This is a genomic window from Lederbergia sp. NSJ-179 (assembly GCF_022867885.1).
Classification (GTDB): domain Bacteria; phylum Bacillota; class Bacilli; order Bacillales; family Bacillaceae_C; genus Lederbergia.
In genome coordinates this window covers 94,331-111,152 of sequence record NZ_JALIFP010000001.1, presented here as the reverse complement: position 1 = coordinate 111,152, position 16,822 = coordinate 94,331, and the positions used below count along the sequence as shown (strand labels likewise).

Annotated in this window: 15 protein-coding genes; all 15 read right to left on the bottom strand. The window is 39.5% G+C overall.

Translation table 11 applies throughout. The features are described from left to right. Nucleotides 1-51: 51 nt before the first annotated feature. Nucleotides 52-1,824 carry an ATP-binding protein gene (locus MUB24_RS00595; RefSeq protein ID WP_244699822.1) on the bottom strand — a complete coding sequence of 591 codons (1,773 nt, stop codon included), beginning with the start codon at nucleotides 1,822-1,824 and terminating at the stop codon, nucleotides 52-54. Next, on the bottom strand, nucleotides 1,821-2,534 hold the full coding sequence (locus MUB24_RS00590) for a response regulator transcription factor (RefSeq protein WP_244699819.1): 714 nt from the start codon (nucleotides 2,532-2,534) through the stop codon (nucleotides 1,821-1,823). Before MUB24_RS00590 ends, MUB24_RS00595 begins: the two co-directional genes overlap by 4 nt. A gap of 142 nt (nucleotides 2,535-2,676) precedes the next feature. After that, nucleotides 2,677-3,867: a c-type cytochrome biogenesis protein CcsB gene (gene ccsB, locus MUB24_RS00585; RefSeq protein ID WP_244699815.1), complete on the bottom strand. Its 1,191-nt coding sequence runs from the start codon at nucleotides 3,865-3,867 to the stop codon at nucleotides 2,677-2,679. Continuing rightward, nucleotides 3,860-5,515: a cytochrome c biogenesis protein ResB gene (gene resB, locus MUB24_RS00580; protein WP_244699812.1), complete on the bottom strand. Its 1,656-nt coding sequence runs from the start codon at nucleotides 5,513-5,515 to the stop codon at nucleotides 3,860-3,862. The genes ccsB and resB overlap by 8 nt, the downstream gene beginning before the upstream one ends. Nucleotides 5,516-5,533: 18 nt before the next feature. Beyond that, on the bottom strand, nucleotides 5,534-6,064 hold the full coding sequence (resA, locus tag MUB24_RS00575) for a thiol-disulfide oxidoreductase ResA (RefSeq protein WP_244699809.1): 531 nt from the start codon (nucleotides 6,062-6,064) through the stop codon (nucleotides 5,534-5,536). A gap of 106 nt (nucleotides 6,065-6,170) precedes the next feature. Beyond that, entirely contained in the window at nucleotides 6,171-6,902 is a 732-nt protein-coding gene (locus MUB24_RS00570; protein WP_244699806.1) for a pseudouridine synthase, read from the bottom strand. A gap of 106 nt (nucleotides 6,903-7,008) precedes the next feature. Further along, nucleotides 7,009-7,542 (bottom strand): spore maturation protein, encoded by a 534-nt coding sequence (locus MUB24_RS00565; RefSeq protein WP_244699802.1) that lies wholly within the window; start codon nucleotides 7,540-7,542, stop codon nucleotides 7,009-7,011. 3 nt (nucleotides 7,543-7,545) lie between these two features. Next, entirely contained in the window at nucleotides 7,546-8,139 is a 594-nt protein-coding gene (locus MUB24_RS00560) for a nucleoside recognition domain-containing protein (RefSeq protein WP_244699799.1), read from the bottom strand. Next, nucleotides 8,132-9,259 (bottom strand): D-alanyl-D-alanine carboxypeptidase family protein, encoded by a 1,128-nt coding sequence (locus MUB24_RS00555; protein ID WP_280516812.1) that lies wholly within the window; start codon nucleotides 9,257-9,259, stop codon nucleotides 8,132-8,134. The genes MUB24_RS00560 and MUB24_RS00555 overlap by 8 nt, the downstream gene beginning before the upstream one ends. A 183-nt stretch (nucleotides 9,260-9,442) precedes the next feature. Beyond that, nucleotides 9,443-10,030: an SMC-Scp complex subunit ScpB gene (scpB, locus tag MUB24_RS00550; protein WP_244699796.1), complete on the bottom strand. Its 588-nt coding sequence runs from the start codon at nucleotides 10,028-10,030 to the stop codon at nucleotides 9,443-9,445. Continuing rightward, the gene (locus MUB24_RS00545) at nucleotides 10,017-10,775 is read right to left on the bottom strand and encodes a segregation/condensation protein A (RefSeq protein WP_244699793.1); all 759 of its coding nucleotides are present in this window, start codon (nucleotides 10,773-10,775) and stop codon (nucleotides 10,017-10,019) included. The genes scpB and MUB24_RS00545 overlap by 14 nt, the downstream gene beginning before the upstream one ends. A gap of 184 nt (nucleotides 10,776-10,959) precedes the next feature. Beyond that, entirely contained in the window at nucleotides 10,960-12,309 is a 1,350-nt protein-coding gene (locus MUB24_RS00540; protein WP_244699790.1) for an ABC transporter substrate-binding protein, read from the bottom strand. Between the two features lie 130 nt (nucleotides 12,310-12,439). Beyond that, on the bottom strand, nucleotides 12,440-14,824 hold the full coding sequence (locus MUB24_RS00535; protein ID WP_280516811.1) for a glycosyl hydrolase family 95 catalytic domain-containing protein: 2,385 nt from the start codon (nucleotides 14,822-14,824) through the stop codon (nucleotides 12,440-12,442). After that, a complete protein-coding gene (locus tag MUB24_RS00530; protein ID WP_244699786.1) occupies nucleotides 14,814-15,947 on the bottom strand; it encodes a DUF6807 domain-containing protein in 1,134 nt (377 codons plus the stop codon). The genes MUB24_RS00535 and MUB24_RS00530 overlap by 11 nt, the downstream gene beginning before the upstream one ends. Beyond that, complete coding sequence (locus tag MUB24_RS00525) at nucleotides 15,931-16,812, bottom strand: sugar phosphate isomerase/epimerase family protein (protein WP_244699784.1); 882 nt, start codon at nucleotides 16,810-16,812, stop codon at nucleotides 15,931-15,933. Before MUB24_RS00525 ends, MUB24_RS00530 begins: the two co-directional genes overlap by 17 nt. Between the last annotated feature and the right edge of the window lie 10 nt (nucleotides 16,813-16,822).

Sequence of the window (16,822 nt, the reverse complement as noted above, 5' to 3'; positions counted from 1 at the left end):
GCGATCGTTTCTCGTGGAACAAGATTTCATGGCAAAATTCAACATTATTCCCTACATATTTGGTAAAAAAATGGTAAAGGTTGTCCCAACATTTATTTTGCTTTGAACGGTTATTTTTCCATTATGGGCATCGATAATATTTTTAGCAATAGCAAGTCCCAATCCGGTTCCTGCTTTCCCCCTTGTACGGGCTTTATCTGCCTTATAAAATCGTTCAAAAACAAAAGGTAGATCCTCTTCTGGAATTCCAGTTCCATTATCAGTCACTGCAATCGTGATACCCTGCTCATTTCTTGTTTGTGTGATCGTGACAACACCCTCCTCGGGGGTATGCCGGATCGCATTATCAATTAAGTTCGTTAATACTTGTTCCATCCGATCTGGATCCATGGCAAATATTGTCTTGTTTGGATCCAATTGACACTCTAAGTGTACCTTATTTTCCTTTGCTATTCCACCAAATTTATGCATGATGCGCTGAATAAATGACCCTATTTCGAGATTTTCATAATGCAAGGAAATATGACCTGCTTCCATTCTGGCGAGATCAAGTAATTCATTGACAAGGCGACCAATTCGTAAAGATTCATCATAAATAATTTTGGCTAATTCTTTCTTTTCCTCTTCTGACTCGACAATATCATCAATAATCGCTTCACTATACCCTTGAAGCATGGAGATCGGTGTTCGTAATTCATGAGAAACATTCGATACGAAATCACTTCTTAATTTATCAAGTCGCCTTTCCTCGGTCATATCGCGGATCACAGCGACAGCGCCACGGACACTTTCCTGATTTTGCGTATAGAGTGGGCTGACGATGACGACATAATAGCGGCTTTGTATCTCTAATTCCTCTGTTTGCTCCGATTCTGTAGAAATCGCTTGAGCCAATAATGCCGCTAATTCAGTTGGGATCGGACCGTTGTTTTTTTCAACTTCATTATGCCATTGTTGTAAAAAGCGTTCTGCAGGTGGATTTGTAATCAAAATGGCTCCACTTTGACTAAATGTCATAACGCCATCTGCCATACTACTTAATATACTTTTAAGCTGCTCTTTTTCTTGACTTAAAACATTCATATTAATTTTCAATCTTTTCGCCATTTGATTAAAAGCAATGGCCAGTTCCCCAATTTCATCATGACTTAAAAAGGGAACTTTTGTATCAAACTCACCTTTGGAAACCTGGAAAGCCGCTTCTTTCATTTTTCTTAATGGAGCCGTTAATCTAGTTGTTAAGAAAAAAGCAAAAAAAGTTGTCAAGATAATGGCAATACCTGCGGCGAGCAAAATCAATCTCGTTGTTTTATGAGTAGTATCCTTTAATACGGATAGAGATTGATAGATAAAAATGGCACCGTTTTGATGATGAATTTGAAGAGGGACGGCCGCTACAATAATATTTTCGTATCTGCTTCCTCTTTCTTCTAAATCCGCTAGCGAAATTTCTTTGACGACTTGATTTTTACCGGAGAATACTTGAACCAATTCAGGATCCTTGAGAAAATTTTCTACTGTTATTCCCTCTTGTTTTGGAGTGTTCGGTGACTGGCGGAAATTCTGCTCATTATACGCAATTACGACCCCTACAGGTTGATCCACTATTTCAAAAACAATTTCTTCCCCAAGTCCATCATCCGCATGAGCTTCCACAATACTGGAAATTTTATTGGCTTGGTTTGCTAATTCCTGTTCTATTTGACTTACGTGATAATTTTCGAAAAACTCTAACAGTAAAATCGTTAAAATAATTAAAACAAAGGAAACCAATAGAAGGATCGTCATCCATAGTTTCCCTACTACACTTCTCCAAAGTCTCATTCATTTCCCTCGAATTTATACCCCACACCCCATACAGTGACAATCATTCCTGCCGCTTTTTCTGAGACACGGTTTAATTTCTCACGCAGTCTTTTAACATGAGTATCGACTGTTCTTAAATCACCAAAGAATTCATACTGCCAAACCTCTTTTAAAAGCTGTTCACGATCAAAGACCTTGTCAGGTGATTTCGCTAAAAAATGAAGTAATTCATATTCTTTCGGTGTGAGATTAACTTCTTGACCATTGGCCGTTACTCGATGGGCATCATGATCAATAGATAAATACGGATAGACTATAATATCTCTTGCTGAAGCAGTAGCACCCCTATAACCAGTTTGCGAGGACCTTCTTAGGATCGCCTTTACTCTCAATACGACTTCACGCGGGCTGAAAGGTTTCACAATATAATCATCTGCCCCTACCTCAAATCCTTGGACCCTATTTGACTCCTCCCCTTTAGCCGTCAACATAATGATCGGAGTGTCCTTATGTTCACGTAATTCATTGCATACTTCAATCCCATCTTTCTCCGGCATCATTAAATCGAGAAGGATACAATCATAATCATTGTTCAAAGCTAATTCCAAAGCAGTCGTCCCATCCCCAGCTTCTTCAATCAAATAATTTTCCCTTTCCAAATACATCCTAAGTAATCTGCGAATCCGATCTTCATCATCTACAACAAGAATTTTGACTTGTTCATTCATTTCTAGCCCTCCCTCGAATGTTACATATTATTTTTCAACTCTATTCCGATTGGATAAGAAAAAGGCTCGCACTTTTGGGTGTGAGCGTATTTTTTCTTTTGTATCCATAACAGTTCACTTTTTTTAGGCTTTCTTCTTTATTCTACGCATAGGAGTGTAATCCGGCAAGAATGAGGTTCACAAAAATAAGATTAAATAAGATGATGGCAAAGCCAATCACTGCAAGCCAAGCTGATTTTTCACCATGCCACCCTACGGACAGTCGTAAATGTAAAAATACAGCGTAAAATAGAAAGGTGATCAGCGCAAATACTTCTTTAGGATCCCAGCCCCAAAAACGCGTCCAAGCAATTTGCGCCCAGATCATCGCAAAAACGAGACCGCCTAGGCTAAATACAGGAAAACCGATCAGAACAGAACGATAGCCAATTTCATCCACTAAATCCAAATTGGCCTTTTTGGTTAATGGTTGTAAGACGGCACTAATTTTCTTGCGAAAGATTAATCGGAATAACAGGTATAAAATTGTTCCAACCAATGTACTCCAAATCACTGTATTTAACTTTTTCGCATTGATAAGTGCTGGCATTTTCGCCAACGGTTCCATGCCATCTCCAGCAATTTTTTCCGCTTTATGTGGGCCTACGATGGCAGGGAGCTGATAACTGGCTTTCAACGTTTCGCCATCTCGATTTACCCAACTAAAGTCGGTTTGGTAATGGGCCACCGAAAAGGCGGTTGTGATCCCGATAAAACCAACTGCGACAACCAATATATACAGAATAATCTCTAGTGAAAAGGATTTAAGACTTTTTTTCGTTGTATCGACTACCTTTAATAGATAAATAAGACCCGCAACAAAGCTGATTGATAAAATCGCTTGTCCAATCGCAGCCGTTGAGACGTGGATGACTAACCATTCGCTTTGTAAAGCTGGAATCAGTGGAGCAATCTCAGATGGAAACATACTCGCATAAGCAATAATCAACATCGCAATGGGTAATGCAAAAAGTCCTAATACATTTAATCTGTAAATGAAATAGATTAAAATAAAAGCCCCTACTAACATCATGCCAAAAAATGTTGTAAATTCAAATAAATTGCTAATTGGGATATGTCCCCCGGCAATCCAACGGGTAATAAAATAACCTAATTGCGCAATAAATCCTATAATCGTTATCGTAATCCCAATCTTGGACCACATATTCGTTCCCTTTTGTTTTGCTCTTCCTCTTTTATCTCGTATCGCTCCTCCGAAGAAAAAGACTGCCACTAAGTACATAATAAAGGCGATATTCAATAAATAAGCGCTCGTCTGTACTAGGTTAGACATTTGTATTCCCACTTTCTTTTGCTTTATTTTTCTCCTCCCGTTGATCAAGAGGTTCCGGAATGGAGGTGTCTTTTAGAATGGTTGCTATTTCTCGTTTTAATCCATACCAATTTTTATTCGTATGCCCAGCTATTAATATTTCACCATTTTTGTTTTGTAACCATATTCGCCGATGATTCCAATAGGAGCCTTGTATGACACCAATCATAAAGATCGCACCACCTATTGCTAATATCCATAAGGTTAAATCTTTCCTTACTGTTAAGATCGTCGCATTACGAGTCTCTACATTTTTAAAAGCCATTTTATAATCTGTTTCCCCTAACAACTCTGTTGTTCGCATAATTTCGACAAAACTGGTCTCCCCTTCAGGGTGCTCCGGTGAAATCATATTAAAGATAAAGGCTGGATTATCTGGAACAGCGGAATCCGTCTGTGGCTCTCCATTCTTGTCGACCCCTGAAAAATCGGGATAATACCCTAGCAACTCAACCTTATAACCATCACCAAGATCATATTCTTTCTCGGGCTCAAATAAATCAATGGTGACTTCTCCCTTACTATCTTCAGTCTTTTTGTCCACAAGATCAAAGACCATTGCTTTCAATTCATTTACTTTATAATCTGTTTGATAAATGGCATAATGATCAAATTTTAAAGGCTGGTTAACACGGATTTCTGCCTTCTTCCGCTCTTTTAATTGATCATCATCCCCAACGGCTTGTTCAGGATCTCTTTCATAAAGAATCACGTCTGATTGGAAGTTCTTCGCCACCCCTCCTACTCGGTCAAGGGCCGCTTCATACACTTCTTTGTCTGTTCCTTTTTGATAGGTTTCAAGTGTGAATTTTTTATTTTCTAAGACATATTGCTTATGTGTACCTGGAATAATCTTTCTTTCTCCTTCTCGAAGCCATAAAGTTTCGTCCACATACATCCCTGGGACGAAACGGAGCATCGCCCCTAGCAAAAAAATAATTAGACCAATATGATTCACATACGGTCCCCAACGGGAAAAACGGCCTTTTTCTGCTAAGATATGACCATTTTCTTCTCGTACCTTATATCGTTTTTCTATCATCCTTTGTTTAATAAATTCAAAGTCGCGCTTTGTCTTTTCCGTTTCACTTATATGATTGTATAATCTTTGCCGTTTTAAAAATCCTTCATGACGATGAATCCGTTGATTTTTCAAAGCACGATATAACGGGACAAAGCGATCAAGACTACAAATAACGAGCGATACCCCGATGGAAGCAATTAATAGCAAATACCACCATGAGCTGTATAAGTCATAAAGCCCTAAAACATAGTACACCGTTCCAAAGAATCCATACTTCTCTGTATAATAAATGGATGGGTCCGCATTCTTTGGTATGTACATAACCTGGGGAAAAATCGTGCCAAAAGATGACATGACCAATGTGATCACGATTAACCAGACACCCACCTTTACAGATGAAAAGAAATTCCATATCTTGTCGATGATACTTTTATTGTATGTCTGGGATCTGCGCGCACTGCCCTCATAGCGCATATCATGCAGTTTCTCTTGCTTTGCTTGATCGGTAAGCGCTCTTCCGCAAGCTTCACACAGTATCGTTCCAACAGGATTAACATGTCCGCATTGACATTTTATTTCTTTCATTGCTTTAAAACTCCCTTATTACGGCTTAATATGCTCCATCATGGCCTTAATTCTCCCCTCAGGTAGCTGACCTTCCACAATGTCAACGATCACACCATCTGAATCAATAATAACGGTTGCCGGTAATTTATAAATATTATAATCTCCTGCGACATCTTTGCTTTTGTCCTTTAAGATTGGAAAATCCAAATCGTGTTTATCCAAAAAGCTATTTATTAATAAATTGGAATCTCCCATATTAATCCCCAGGACGACTACATCCTGACCCTTATAATCATTATATTGGCTATTAATATCAGGCATTTCTACCTTACAAGGTTTACACCATGTGGCCCAAAAGTTTATGAACACACCTTTTCCCCTATATTCTGATAGCTGATGCTTATTGCCTTCCATATCGGTAAGGACAAAATCAGGAGCTTTATCCCCTATGGCAATTTTCGCTTTATCTTTCGTTAAACTTGCATAAAGGGTAAATGCTACAGCAGCAAATAGGACGATTAAAATAACTGTCCGTATCCAGAGACGTCTTTTCTTTTTCCCTGACATCTTCCTCTTCCCTCCTAGCCCATGACACATTTAATCCATTATACACCTTAGTTCCTAGCAACAATATCACAGGTTTTGAAGTTTATGTGAAACTTGCCCTTATTGATTACCGATTTTTGCCTGTTTGAGCCAATGTCCGTAACTGTTTTACTTCGTGAGGGGTTAATTCCCTAGACTCTCCCGCAATTAATCCATGTAAGGTCAGAAAGCCATACTGTTCCCTTTTTAACTTCAGGACTGGGTGACCAATGGCTTCCATCATTCTTCTAACCTGTCTATTTTTCCCCTCATGTAAAATCACTTCCATAATCGCTGTTCCCTTTTTCCTATCAAGTGACGTTAACTTAACTTTTGCTGGAGCCGTCTTTCCATCTTCTAAGTGAATGCCTTTCTCAAGCTGTTTCAAAGCTTCCTTCGTCGGAATTCCTTTTACCTTGGCAATATACACTTTTTTAATCTCATAACGTGGATGGGCGAGTAAGTTGGAAAATTCCCCATCATTGGTTAGGATTAACAATCCCGAGGTATCATAATCAAGTCGACCAACCGGATAAATTCTTTCTTCTACAATGGGAAAGAAATCAGTTACCACTTTTCTTCCTTTATCATCAGAAACAGCCGAAATCACTCCCCGTGGTTTATAAAGAAGAAAATATCTTTTTTCTTCTTGGACAAGTGGGACTTCATCCACTTTAATTTTATCTGTAGCAGACACTTTCGTTCCTAATTCCTTTACAGTTTTCCCATTTACTTTTACTCTTCCATTCAAAATAAGCTCTTCCGCTTTTCTTCTTGAAGCAATGCCGGCGTGTGCGATGACTTTTTGCAAGCGTTCCATTTTCTTCACCTCATGGTTTTTTCCTGTTAGAATTATTACATATATATCCCAAAATTCAAAGGAAGAGAGCTGATCATGCTTTAAAAAAACAACAATCATGTCCAGTTTATGAACTGAACATGATTGTTGTAATCAGAATGGCGGCAGAAATGCCGGCAAGATCAGCTAGTAACCCCACTTTCAAGGCATCGCCCATCTTCTTAATCCCCACAGCGCCAAAATATACAGTTAAAACATAAAAAGTCGTGTCCGTACTCCCCTGTAAAATGGATGCCATTCTTCCCAAAAAAGAATCAGGACCATGAACAGCGATCATATCGCTCATTAAGCCTAATGCAGCATTCCCTGATATCGGCCGAATAAAAGCCAAAGGGACAATTTCGGCAGGAACACCAATGAAATCAAGTACAGGTCGGATCAATTGAATCACGAAATCAAGGGCCCCTGATGCGCGGAAGATCGTAATCGCAACCAACATCCCAATGAGAAACGGAATGATCGAAATCGCAATTTTGATTCCCTCTTTTCCTCCCTCAACGAAATGTTCATAAGCCGGGGTTTTTTTCCAAAGACTATGAATCAAAATCACTGCAATCATAATCGGAATAATCCAGAGTGAAACCGCTGATATGAGTTGCACGGATTATTTCACGCCCTTTCTACTACGGCGCCTATAAAAATAACGATCGACTATTATCGCTACAGCAGTGGCACAAATCGTTGCAAATAAAGTCGGACCCACAATTTCAGTCGGATTAACAGATTTATAATTCATCCGAATGGAAATAACCGTTGTGGGTATAAGTGTCAACCCCGATGTGTTGAGGGCGAGAAAGGTAATCATCGACCGACTCGCTACAGCTTTCCCACCATTTAATTCTTTTAGCTGCTCCATCGCCTTGATCCCAAGGGGTGTAGCCGCATTCCCTAAGCCTAGCATATTCGCAATGATATTCGATAATATATATCCTGCCGCAGGATGATCTGGGGGAATTTCTGGAAAAAGTTTTAATACAAGCGGTTTAAATAAGGCCGAAAGTTTATCCAATAACCCACTTTCTTGGGCAATCCTCATCATGCCTAACCAAAAGACAAGCACACTGATTAAACCGATACAAATGGTGACGGCTTCGTTAGCTGATTGAAAAATTGCCTCATTCACTTCCTTCATTCTCCCATTAATCGCGGCGAACACTAACCCAATTAATGTCATTGCCATCCATATATAATTAATCATGAGCATCTGCCCTACTAACGATTAAATTTTTAAAATAATCCCACCAGCTCACCTCTTTATCAACCTCTTCTTTCACATAAATATTCTCTTTTATAACAGGCTTTTCTTGCAGATACATAATCGCCATACCTACTTTTCCATTCTTGATTGTTTTTAATTTCTTTACTGGCAACAACTTATATTCCATTTTCACTTCATCCACTTCTTTCTCAGCTAATGGATAAACAATTGAATTTTTAATAAAAAACTGTTTCTTTTCCATTCCTTTGATATCTATGGATAAAGAACCTTTTTGCAAAATCGTTTTCTGGGAATACGTCTTAAATCCATATTCATACATGGAAATATGGTCATCCCAATCATCTGGTGCATTTAGTGTGACTGCAATCAAATTCTTGTCCTTTTTCGTTGCCGTTGATATCAGTGTTCTTCCAGCTCTTTTCGTAAAACCTGTTTTCCCCCCAGTGCAATATTCATATTTTTCTGTCAGGAGACGGTTCTTATTTCCCCATTTATGTGCGCCATTCTCTCTTTTTAATGTGTATGTTTTTGTACCCGAAATCTTTCGGTATTTATCATTCATCATCGCATAGCGCGTTAATAATGCCATATCATAGGCTGTTGAATAATGTTCTTCATGGTCATCTAACCCATGTGGATTCGCAAATACCGTATGAGTCATCCCGATTTCTTCTGACTTTTGATTCATAAGAAAAACAAATCCCTCAACACTCCCTCCTATATGTTCTGCAATCGCTGTAGCAGCATCATTTCCCGAGCGAAGCATCAAACCGTAAACAAGATCCTCTAATTTGATCTTTTCCCCCTGTTGTAAATAAATCGAGGAACCCTCCGTATATACAGCTCTTTTACTGACTGTAACGGTTTCTTCAAGTTTCCCCGATTCAATCGCTAAAATGGCTGTCATCACCTTGGTAATAGAAGCTATGCGGTGTTTCTCATTAGCGTTATGCTCATAAAGAACCCTTCCTGTTTCCTGATCCATTAAAATAGCAGCAGAAGCGCTAACTGAAACCGCCCGAGCCTCCTTCGGGAGCATAACCAACTGTAAAAGAATGACCATGATTACGAATATCATCAAATGTTTTCTAGCTTTCATTTACCCGCTCCCCAATATTTTTATATTTCGATTTTACTGTTTGTACAAGTTTATGCCTTTTGTTTTCGGTTATGATAAAAAAACTGCCGGTTCCCTTGTGGGAAGAACGGCTAAATTCGCCACGTCCTGTGGCAACACCGTTCTGCCCCACCTCCTGCGGGACTCCGACAGTTTTACTTCTCTTTAATCTATTTGCTCTTTAAAAGATGAAAAAAACAAATCTGCCTCATCTTCTTCAGAGGTATGTTCATTGGACGTTTCGTCAAGTTCAGGTAAATCTTGAAGATCCTTTAAACCAAAATAATCTAAAAATTCACTTGTTGTTCCGTATATTTTTGCCCTTCCAGTTCCCTCCACTCTGCCTACTTCTTTGATCAATCCTTTAGAAACAAGAGTGTGTAGAGGTCTTTCCGTTTTCACACCTCGAATCGCTTCCACCTCTACCCTTGTAATCGGTTGTTTATAAGCAATGATCGCCAATGTCTCAAGGCTTGCTTGGGAGAGGGACGAGGTACTTGGTGTTTCTACAAGTTTCTTTAGGTAATCCGAAAATTCCTTTTTGGTGGCAAGTTGGTATGTTTCTGCAAGCGCAACGATTGTCACTCCTCTGGCAGGATCTTCATCATACTTTTTCTTGAGGATTTCCAATAATTGTAACGCCTTTTCTTCTGAAATCTCCATTGCCTCACCAATTTGCTCGATTGACAATCCTTCATCTCCGGCTGCAAATAATAGGCTTTCTAGGATTCCTAACTGTTTATCTTCCTCCAATGGCTACAGGCTCCTTCCGCAAGGTTAAGAAAATTTCTCCGAACATCCGATTTTGCTCCACAATAATTTCATTTCGCTTCATTAATTCCAGCATGGCCAGAAAAGTAATGACCATATGTTGTTTATCTTCATATGGGAAAAATTGGTGAAAATTGACACGCTTCGATTGCTCTGATAATTGTTGCAATACTTCCGTCATTCTATCCTCAATCGATATTTCTTGGTGACTAATTTTTGTCTGTAAAGGTTTTTGCAGCTTTTTTCTGCGTAATAATTTATGATAGGCCCCAAGCATATCGGATAAAGTGACTTCACCTAATACGGGCTCTGTCCCTATTTCCTCTGCATAAACGGATAAGTCACAAGGTGGTTTCGTATACATACGACTTCTATCAGCTTCCTTATCCTTTAAAGCCAGAGATGCTTCTTTAAACTTTTTATATTCAATTAATTGTTCAACAAGTTCATCTCGCGGGTCGTCTTCTTCGTATATGTAATCTTCCTCAGGTTGGTCATGATGGGGCAAAAGCATATTACTTTTAATCGAAAGCATTGTCGCAGCCATCACCAGATATTCACTTGCATCATCCAACTGCAACTCTTGCATCGCATGAACATAGGCTAAATACTGCTCTGTAATTTCGGCCATGGGAATATCATAGATGTCTATTTCCAACCGATTAATTAAATGCAGTAGGAGATCAAGTGGTCCTTCAAACGTATCTAATTTAACTTGGTATTCCATTTTATCACCAAATTCACTACATTTTTTAACGATTTACCTTCTTATCATATAACAGTGTTGGAAGAAAAAACAAGATTCTCCCATTGGTTTTTCCAATATGAACACGCACTTAAAGCAAAAATCAACGACAGAGATATTTCCGCTGCCGTTGAGGGTCTTACAAATATTTAGGTCCGATGCCTGATTAATTTTTAGATAATACGCTTTTCGCATTTCCTTCCGCTTTCTCTTGCATTTCACGAATAATCGTGTTAATGTCTTTTCCCTCAAAAATACCTTCTCGATAGTCTACTCCTTCCATAATTTCACTTTCGTACGGTGACAGACGTGGTAATGGAGCAGGGTTCGCGTCTGTAATGGCGGATAAATTTTTATCTTTTAAGATATCTTCATAATGTTCATGACCTTTCATAAACGCTTCACGTACCTCTGGGGTGACAACTGCCGGAAGATCCCCATTTTCAGACTTGATCATTTGATACTCATCACTTAATAAATAGTCAATTACACGAAAAGCTTCTTTGGGGTGTTTGGAAATTGTCGTAGCAACAATTCCATTCCCTGGTTCATTCGGTCCGTAATCGCCGTATTCCCCTCCCCAACGTGGGTACGTAACAAAGTTAAAATTCAAGCCATTTTCAACCGCTGCGCTCGCATAGGTTCCTGCAAAAGCTCGATCTGCTGCCATCGCAAGTTGCCCTTTTCTCATCAGGTCGACTCCTCTTACATCTTTCATATCTTCGGCGGAATCTAAAGCATTCCCTGGGATGCTATAGATCTCCTTTAATCTTTGCAAATATATTTTAAAAGCTTCATTTTCATCAATCTTCGGTTGATTTGTATCTGGATCAATTAGTTTTGGCGTTTCGGTTTGCCGCATCATAAAATCAAAATTTCCTGGATGGAGTCCGCGATAGTGTACACCGCCCATATCCCCTGTTACTTTCCGGGCAAGCTCAATCACTTCATCCCAAGTCATATCATCTGTTGGATAGTCGACCCCAAATAAATCAAATATATCAGGGTTATAGACAAGCGCATAATCTGGACGAATCAGGGGAAGTCCATTCAATTCTCCTTCATTTGATTGTTCTTTTAAATAGTCTAAGATGCTTGGTTCAAGTCGATCTAATTCAAAATTGAATTCTTCAATGTATGGAGTGAGATCCAGTAATAAATCCATTTCTAGGTATTCGGCACTCACACTTGTCATAATTAAATCAGGGGAAAGTTGCTTCGCAAACACATTTTCCTCTATTTCATCCCAACGTGACTGAACATGCTCTAATGTAATATGGTCAAATTTTTCCTCAACAGGTTCTTTGAAATATTTCACGAATTGTTCATCTCCCCAATGTGTCATCATTAATAGGGTGACAGGCTCCACTTCTTCCTCTTGTTCAATATCACTATTTGTTGGTGAATCGGAAGATGTTGATTCCTTACCACTTCCTTCAGACGAACAACCGGCGACTAAGAATAAAGAAAACAATAAAAATAGCATATTAAACCCTTTTTTTCTCCAACTTTTCATTCATTGACCACCCTTTCATTTTTATAAAGCGCTTACAATAATTATAGAAAAAGGAGCTTTAGATTGCTCCACTTTATTTGCACAAAAATAAATAGTTCAATATATTTTGCCCATTTTCTCATTCTTTCTATTAGCTAGATTGTAAAAATAACGTTTCTCCACTCTTTATCCTAATATCAAAGCGATTGGGAGCTAGCGCTGATCTTGCTACCGAATTGTACTTATCGGCTAAAGAATCGTATTCACAAAATTCAGGTAGTATAAGGGTTATCATTGTTTCTCGTTCGGCAACGAGCTTCCCTGCAAATCGTCGAGCTTCTTTGTCCCAAGAGAATGATATTTTACCCGTTGTAAAACACATATCTTTAACCTTTCCTTGTTTCCATTTCGAGGGAAGTGCCGGCAATAATTTTACAACTGTAGGAGAGACATAAATCAGCATTTCTTGAACCGCATGAATCCATCCTAAGTTTGCATCCATTTGGACAGGAGCGGTCGGCGTATTCATGCAAATCCCCATATCACGCCAATCATTATGCAATGTAAAAAAATTATTCAATAGACAGGATCGTGCTAATATATTCAAACATTCAAGGGCTTGATCCCCATCTCCAAGACGGGCATAAATGGAAGCCATATGGACGAGCGACCATCCCGTTTGAGCACCAATTAATCGTTTTCGAACAGCTGTTTCAAATGCCGCAAACAATGGAGGATCTTCTTCTCGCGTAAATTCTTGGCCAGGAAAAATTGGATAAATATGGGACAAGTGCCGGTGATCATAGCGATCATCAAAATCTGGATGCATCCATTCACGAATGGCCCCATCTTCATTCACTTGATAGGTAGGAATTCTTTCCAACATTTTTTCCCATTGCTCTATTTTCGGTGAATTTTCACCAACCACTCGACTGCCTTCAATCAGATGGGTGAATAACTCCTTAATAATCGCGAAATCCATCGTTGCATTTACCGTTGTCGGCATTGGATGTGCTAAGGGCTGTCCAGCTTTGGGCATATGATTTTCTGGCGTATTTTCTGGTGACACGGAAGGATACATTTTATAATATCCGTCATCACCAAGTACGAGAAAATCTTCGTAAAACAAGGCGGCTTCTCGCATAAAAGGCAACACTTTCTCCTTTAAAAACGCTTGATCACCTGTAAAAAGGCAATACTCATAATAATGCCTCGCTAACCAACCGGCTGCTCCTGTCCAATTCATAATAACTGGAACGATTTGGTTCGGAACCCCAATGCCAGGGGTTGTCCCAGCCGGAATAAAAATACCGCGACAGCCGTATAGCTTATTTGCATTATTTCTAAAATCATCCATCATCTGATCGTAATAATGAAACAAAGCAGGTACAAACTCGCTTAAGCCGCCGACATTTGCATGCCAATACATCATTTGAATATTTTCGTTGGCCATATGATGGCCCCACATTAATCGGTAATCCCCATACCATAAACCATATAAACCAAAGGGCTGACCTTCTGATCTTGTTCCAGAAATGAACAAATATCTTCCATAGGACCACATTTTTTCAATTAACGAAAGCGCTGCTTCTCCGCGATACGCTTCGAGAAGAAGCTCTTCATTTGAACGTGGATCATCCATATCGGTTAATTCAATCTCTGAAGAGCGAAAGAGAGGCCCGTGAATTTCGGCATGTCGATGAAGAAGTTGTTCATAATTTAGCTCAATATTAGCTAACTCATTTGTCAACCGCTGCCATTCTTTCTTTCGTTCCCCACCCGCAAATGCTTTTACTAAAATAAGCATTTTTTCCGTATCTGTACATTGAATCCAATTATCCTTGTCTTTCATTTGTCCCTCGGTTGGAATGATGCGTAAAACGGCTCCAAAATCGCGTCCATCTTCATTCTTGGCCGCATAATAGTAATAGGGAGCTTTTGCTTTGACTGCGCTATATTCCACCAGTGATGGGTATTGATCAGAAAGCTTGCCACCATCACTATTATGGAGAGCTAATTGAATACTAGCTTGAATAGGAGCATGGTCAGAAGTAATCTGATACGCAATCAGATCGTCGGCTCTGGAAACAAATAAGCTCCTTTCGTATACGTTCCCGCCATCCTCCCATTTTACCGTCACTTCACCTGTTTCCATATCAAGCATTCTTTTGTAATTCCGAAAGGCATTCTCACACGGCATTCTTAATTTTAACGCCCCAAGTGGTAATCTGGAGGCTAATCGAGTTTTATACCCTTTTTCTTTTAAGGCATTCGTTAAATTCCAACTCGCAGCCAAATATTCACCCCTAGACATCATCTCTCTTGTTTCTGCAAGTGTATGCTTAACATCTGGGACCACATCTTTTTGCCCTAGATGCCATAATTCTTCATGATTTAAGAGAATGGTTTCATCTTTAATCCCACCATACACCGCCGCCCCAATCTTTCCATTTCCGGAGGGCAATGCCTCCCTCCACATATTTTTCCACCATGAGGCTGGATAGTTTAGGGTTAACTTATATCTATTAGGATTCATCTATGATCATTTCCACTTTCGGAGGATGAATAAAGTCTTGATACCGTTCAGCGACAAGGGCTTCTTCCGTGCTCCCTGCATGAAAATAAATCCGATAATGATAGGTAAGTGATTCACCTTTTCTCAAAAGCTGTCCACCACGGAAGTAAAGATTATTCGGGGCAATCAGTCCATAATTGCGAATATGCCAGTACGTTGGAAATTCAGTTGTTTGTGGATCTTCAAATGTTGCAATCCCAAGTGTATCTCCCTCTACTTCCCCATAATAATCACACCATGGTGCACTTTTCCCCCAACATTCTTCTTCCCCTACAGAACCATAGGCATTGACGATTCTGCCACCATTATCAACACTCATTGTTTCAGCGACTCGGATACCAAGCGGTCCAGCTTCTTTTGTTGCCCCAAGCTCAACCCTTCCATAATCAGCATGAAGCGTAAATGATACGTCCATGATACGGGCATGGGCTGGAGTATTGTATACTGTGAATGTTCGTTGATCACGCATTAAGGGACTTCCCTTAAAATTTGTCCACTTTGCTTCGGATGAAATTCTAGCAAAAACAGGACCAGCATGTTTTTCTCCAATATGATCTATTTTTTGCTTCCCAAAGCCAGGTCGTTCGTTCCATGCATCCACCCCGTTTACATCACCAATTCCCAACCATATGGAGCGATGGTGTGGATGTTCGGTCGTCTCAAAATCAAGCCGAGTATAACTTAGGCCATTTGGTCCAATAATAGGTCCAAGATAAGGCTTTGCTAATGTTGGATCCATCACGTAGGAAGTGGCCAATTGATCTTCTATCATAATATCAATCTGATTTTCCTTTTCTCGTAATTCAATATTCTCTACATCTAACTTGCTGTTTCCAGCAAAATCAATCGTATACGTCATCGTTTCATGTGCGGATAATTCCTGGACGATCCAATGAATCACATATGAATCGGCTTCTTTCGTGCATTGTACAGGTACAGATGTACCATTTTCATCATACATTTGCACATCGGCTAACATCGTTTCAGTTAATCGTGGCAACGCTTTCGTTAATTGGAAGAGAATAGGACAGTATTTTCGATCATGACTCCCTGCTGTTACTTTCAATTTAATCTGCCTTGACATTTGCTAAACCTCCTTGGATGGCTGCCCAAGTGTTCCTTACAAACGGAAGGGATAAGGCGCTTGCTTCTGCAAAGGAAGCTGAACTACATTCCGCTGAAATCAAGCCTCTGTATTTGGCTTCCTGAAGAACATGAAAGAGTTTAGAAAAATCAATCGATTCTTTCCCACTCTTTTCCCCAGGAAACCGTCTCTCCCGATCAGAAATATGCACATGGGAGATCCAATCATCTTTTATCGCTTGTTTCAAAATATTGAATGACTCATTCTCCAAATCCATATGATAACTGTCTGCTAACACTTTGATATGCGGTAAATCTACTTCCTCTGCTAGTGCTATTGCCTCTTCTACCGTATTGATAATATTGCTCTCGGCTTTATTTAGTGGCTCAATCGCTACAGTAATCCCGTACTTTGTCCCATAGGTTTCACAGCGATATAAAAACTGTTTTATTTGTTCCTGGGCATGCGCTCTAGAAAACCCATCGGGAATTGTTCGTGCTCCCCCGCTCCCAAATATAATTTGTTTCCCGCCAATTTCGTGAACCCGTTTCATCGCTAAATGCAAATAATTTTCTAACTCCACATCTGAAACATCTGGCCCAACGACTTTTAACTGCGGGGGGATAAAACTATTACAGACAGGAATATTTAGAGCTGATTGCTGAATTACTTTTACCGCCTCGCCAAACTCCGTTTCTGAAAGTTGAGTTAGGAATTGAACGGTTAATTCCGCAAAATCATAGTTATTTTTCTCTAACATGATTAGCCCCTCTTTAAGTTGTTCCACTCGATTCATTTGTTCACTTTCACTATTTTGCGGAACAAACGAACCAATAACTAGACAGCAACCAAAATTAGTTTTCACCCATTCCATC

Excerpts from the sequence above, each read along its gene's own strand:
- MUB24_RS00590 (WP_244699819.1), bottom strand. The coding sequence starts at position 2,534 with ATGAATGAACAAGTCAAAATTCTTGTTGTAGATGATGAAGATCGGATT.
- MUB24_RS00560 (WP_244699799.1), bottom strand. The coding sequence starts at position 8,139 with ATGATTAATTATATATGGATGGCAATGACATTAATTGGGTTAGTGTTC.
- MUB24_RS00570 (WP_244699806.1), bottom strand. The coding sequence starts at position 6,902 with ATGGAACGCTTGCAAAAAGTCATCGCACACGCCGGCATTGCTTCAAGA.
- resB (WP_244699812.1), bottom strand. The coding sequence starts at position 5,515 with ATGAAAGAAATAAAATGTCAATGCGGACATGTTAATCCTGTTGGAACG.
- MUB24_RS00535 (WP_280516811.1), bottom strand. The coding sequence starts at position 14,824 with ATGAATCCTAATAGATATAAGTTAACCCTAAACTATCCAGCCTCATGG.
- MUB24_RS00545 (WP_244699793.1), bottom strand. The coding sequence starts at position 10,775 with ATGGAATACCAAGTTAAATTAGATACGTTTGAAGGACCACTTGATCTC.
- MUB24_RS00530 (WP_244699786.1), bottom strand. The coding sequence starts at position 15,947 with ATGTCAAGGCAGATTAAATTGAAAGTAACAGCAGGGAGTCATGATCGA.
- MUB24_RS00595 (WP_244699822.1), bottom strand. The coding sequence starts at position 1,824 with ATGAGACTTTGGAGAAGTGTAGTAGGGAAACTATGGATGACGATCCTT.
- MUB24_RS00540 (WP_244699790.1), bottom strand. The coding sequence starts at position 12,309 with ATGAAAAGTTGGAGAAAAAAAGGGTTTAATATGCTATTTTTATTGTTT.
- resA (WP_244699809.1), bottom strand. The coding sequence starts at position 6,064 with ATGTCAGGGAAAAAGAAAAGACGTCTCTGGATACGGACAGTTATTTTA.
- MUB24_RS00555 (WP_280516812.1), bottom strand. The coding sequence starts at position 9,259 with ATGAAAGCTAGAAAACATTTGATGATATTCGTAATCATGGTCATTCTT.
- ccsB (WP_244699815.1), bottom strand. The coding sequence starts at position 3,867 with ATGTCTAACCTAGTACAGACGAGCGCTTATTTATTGAATATCGCCTTT.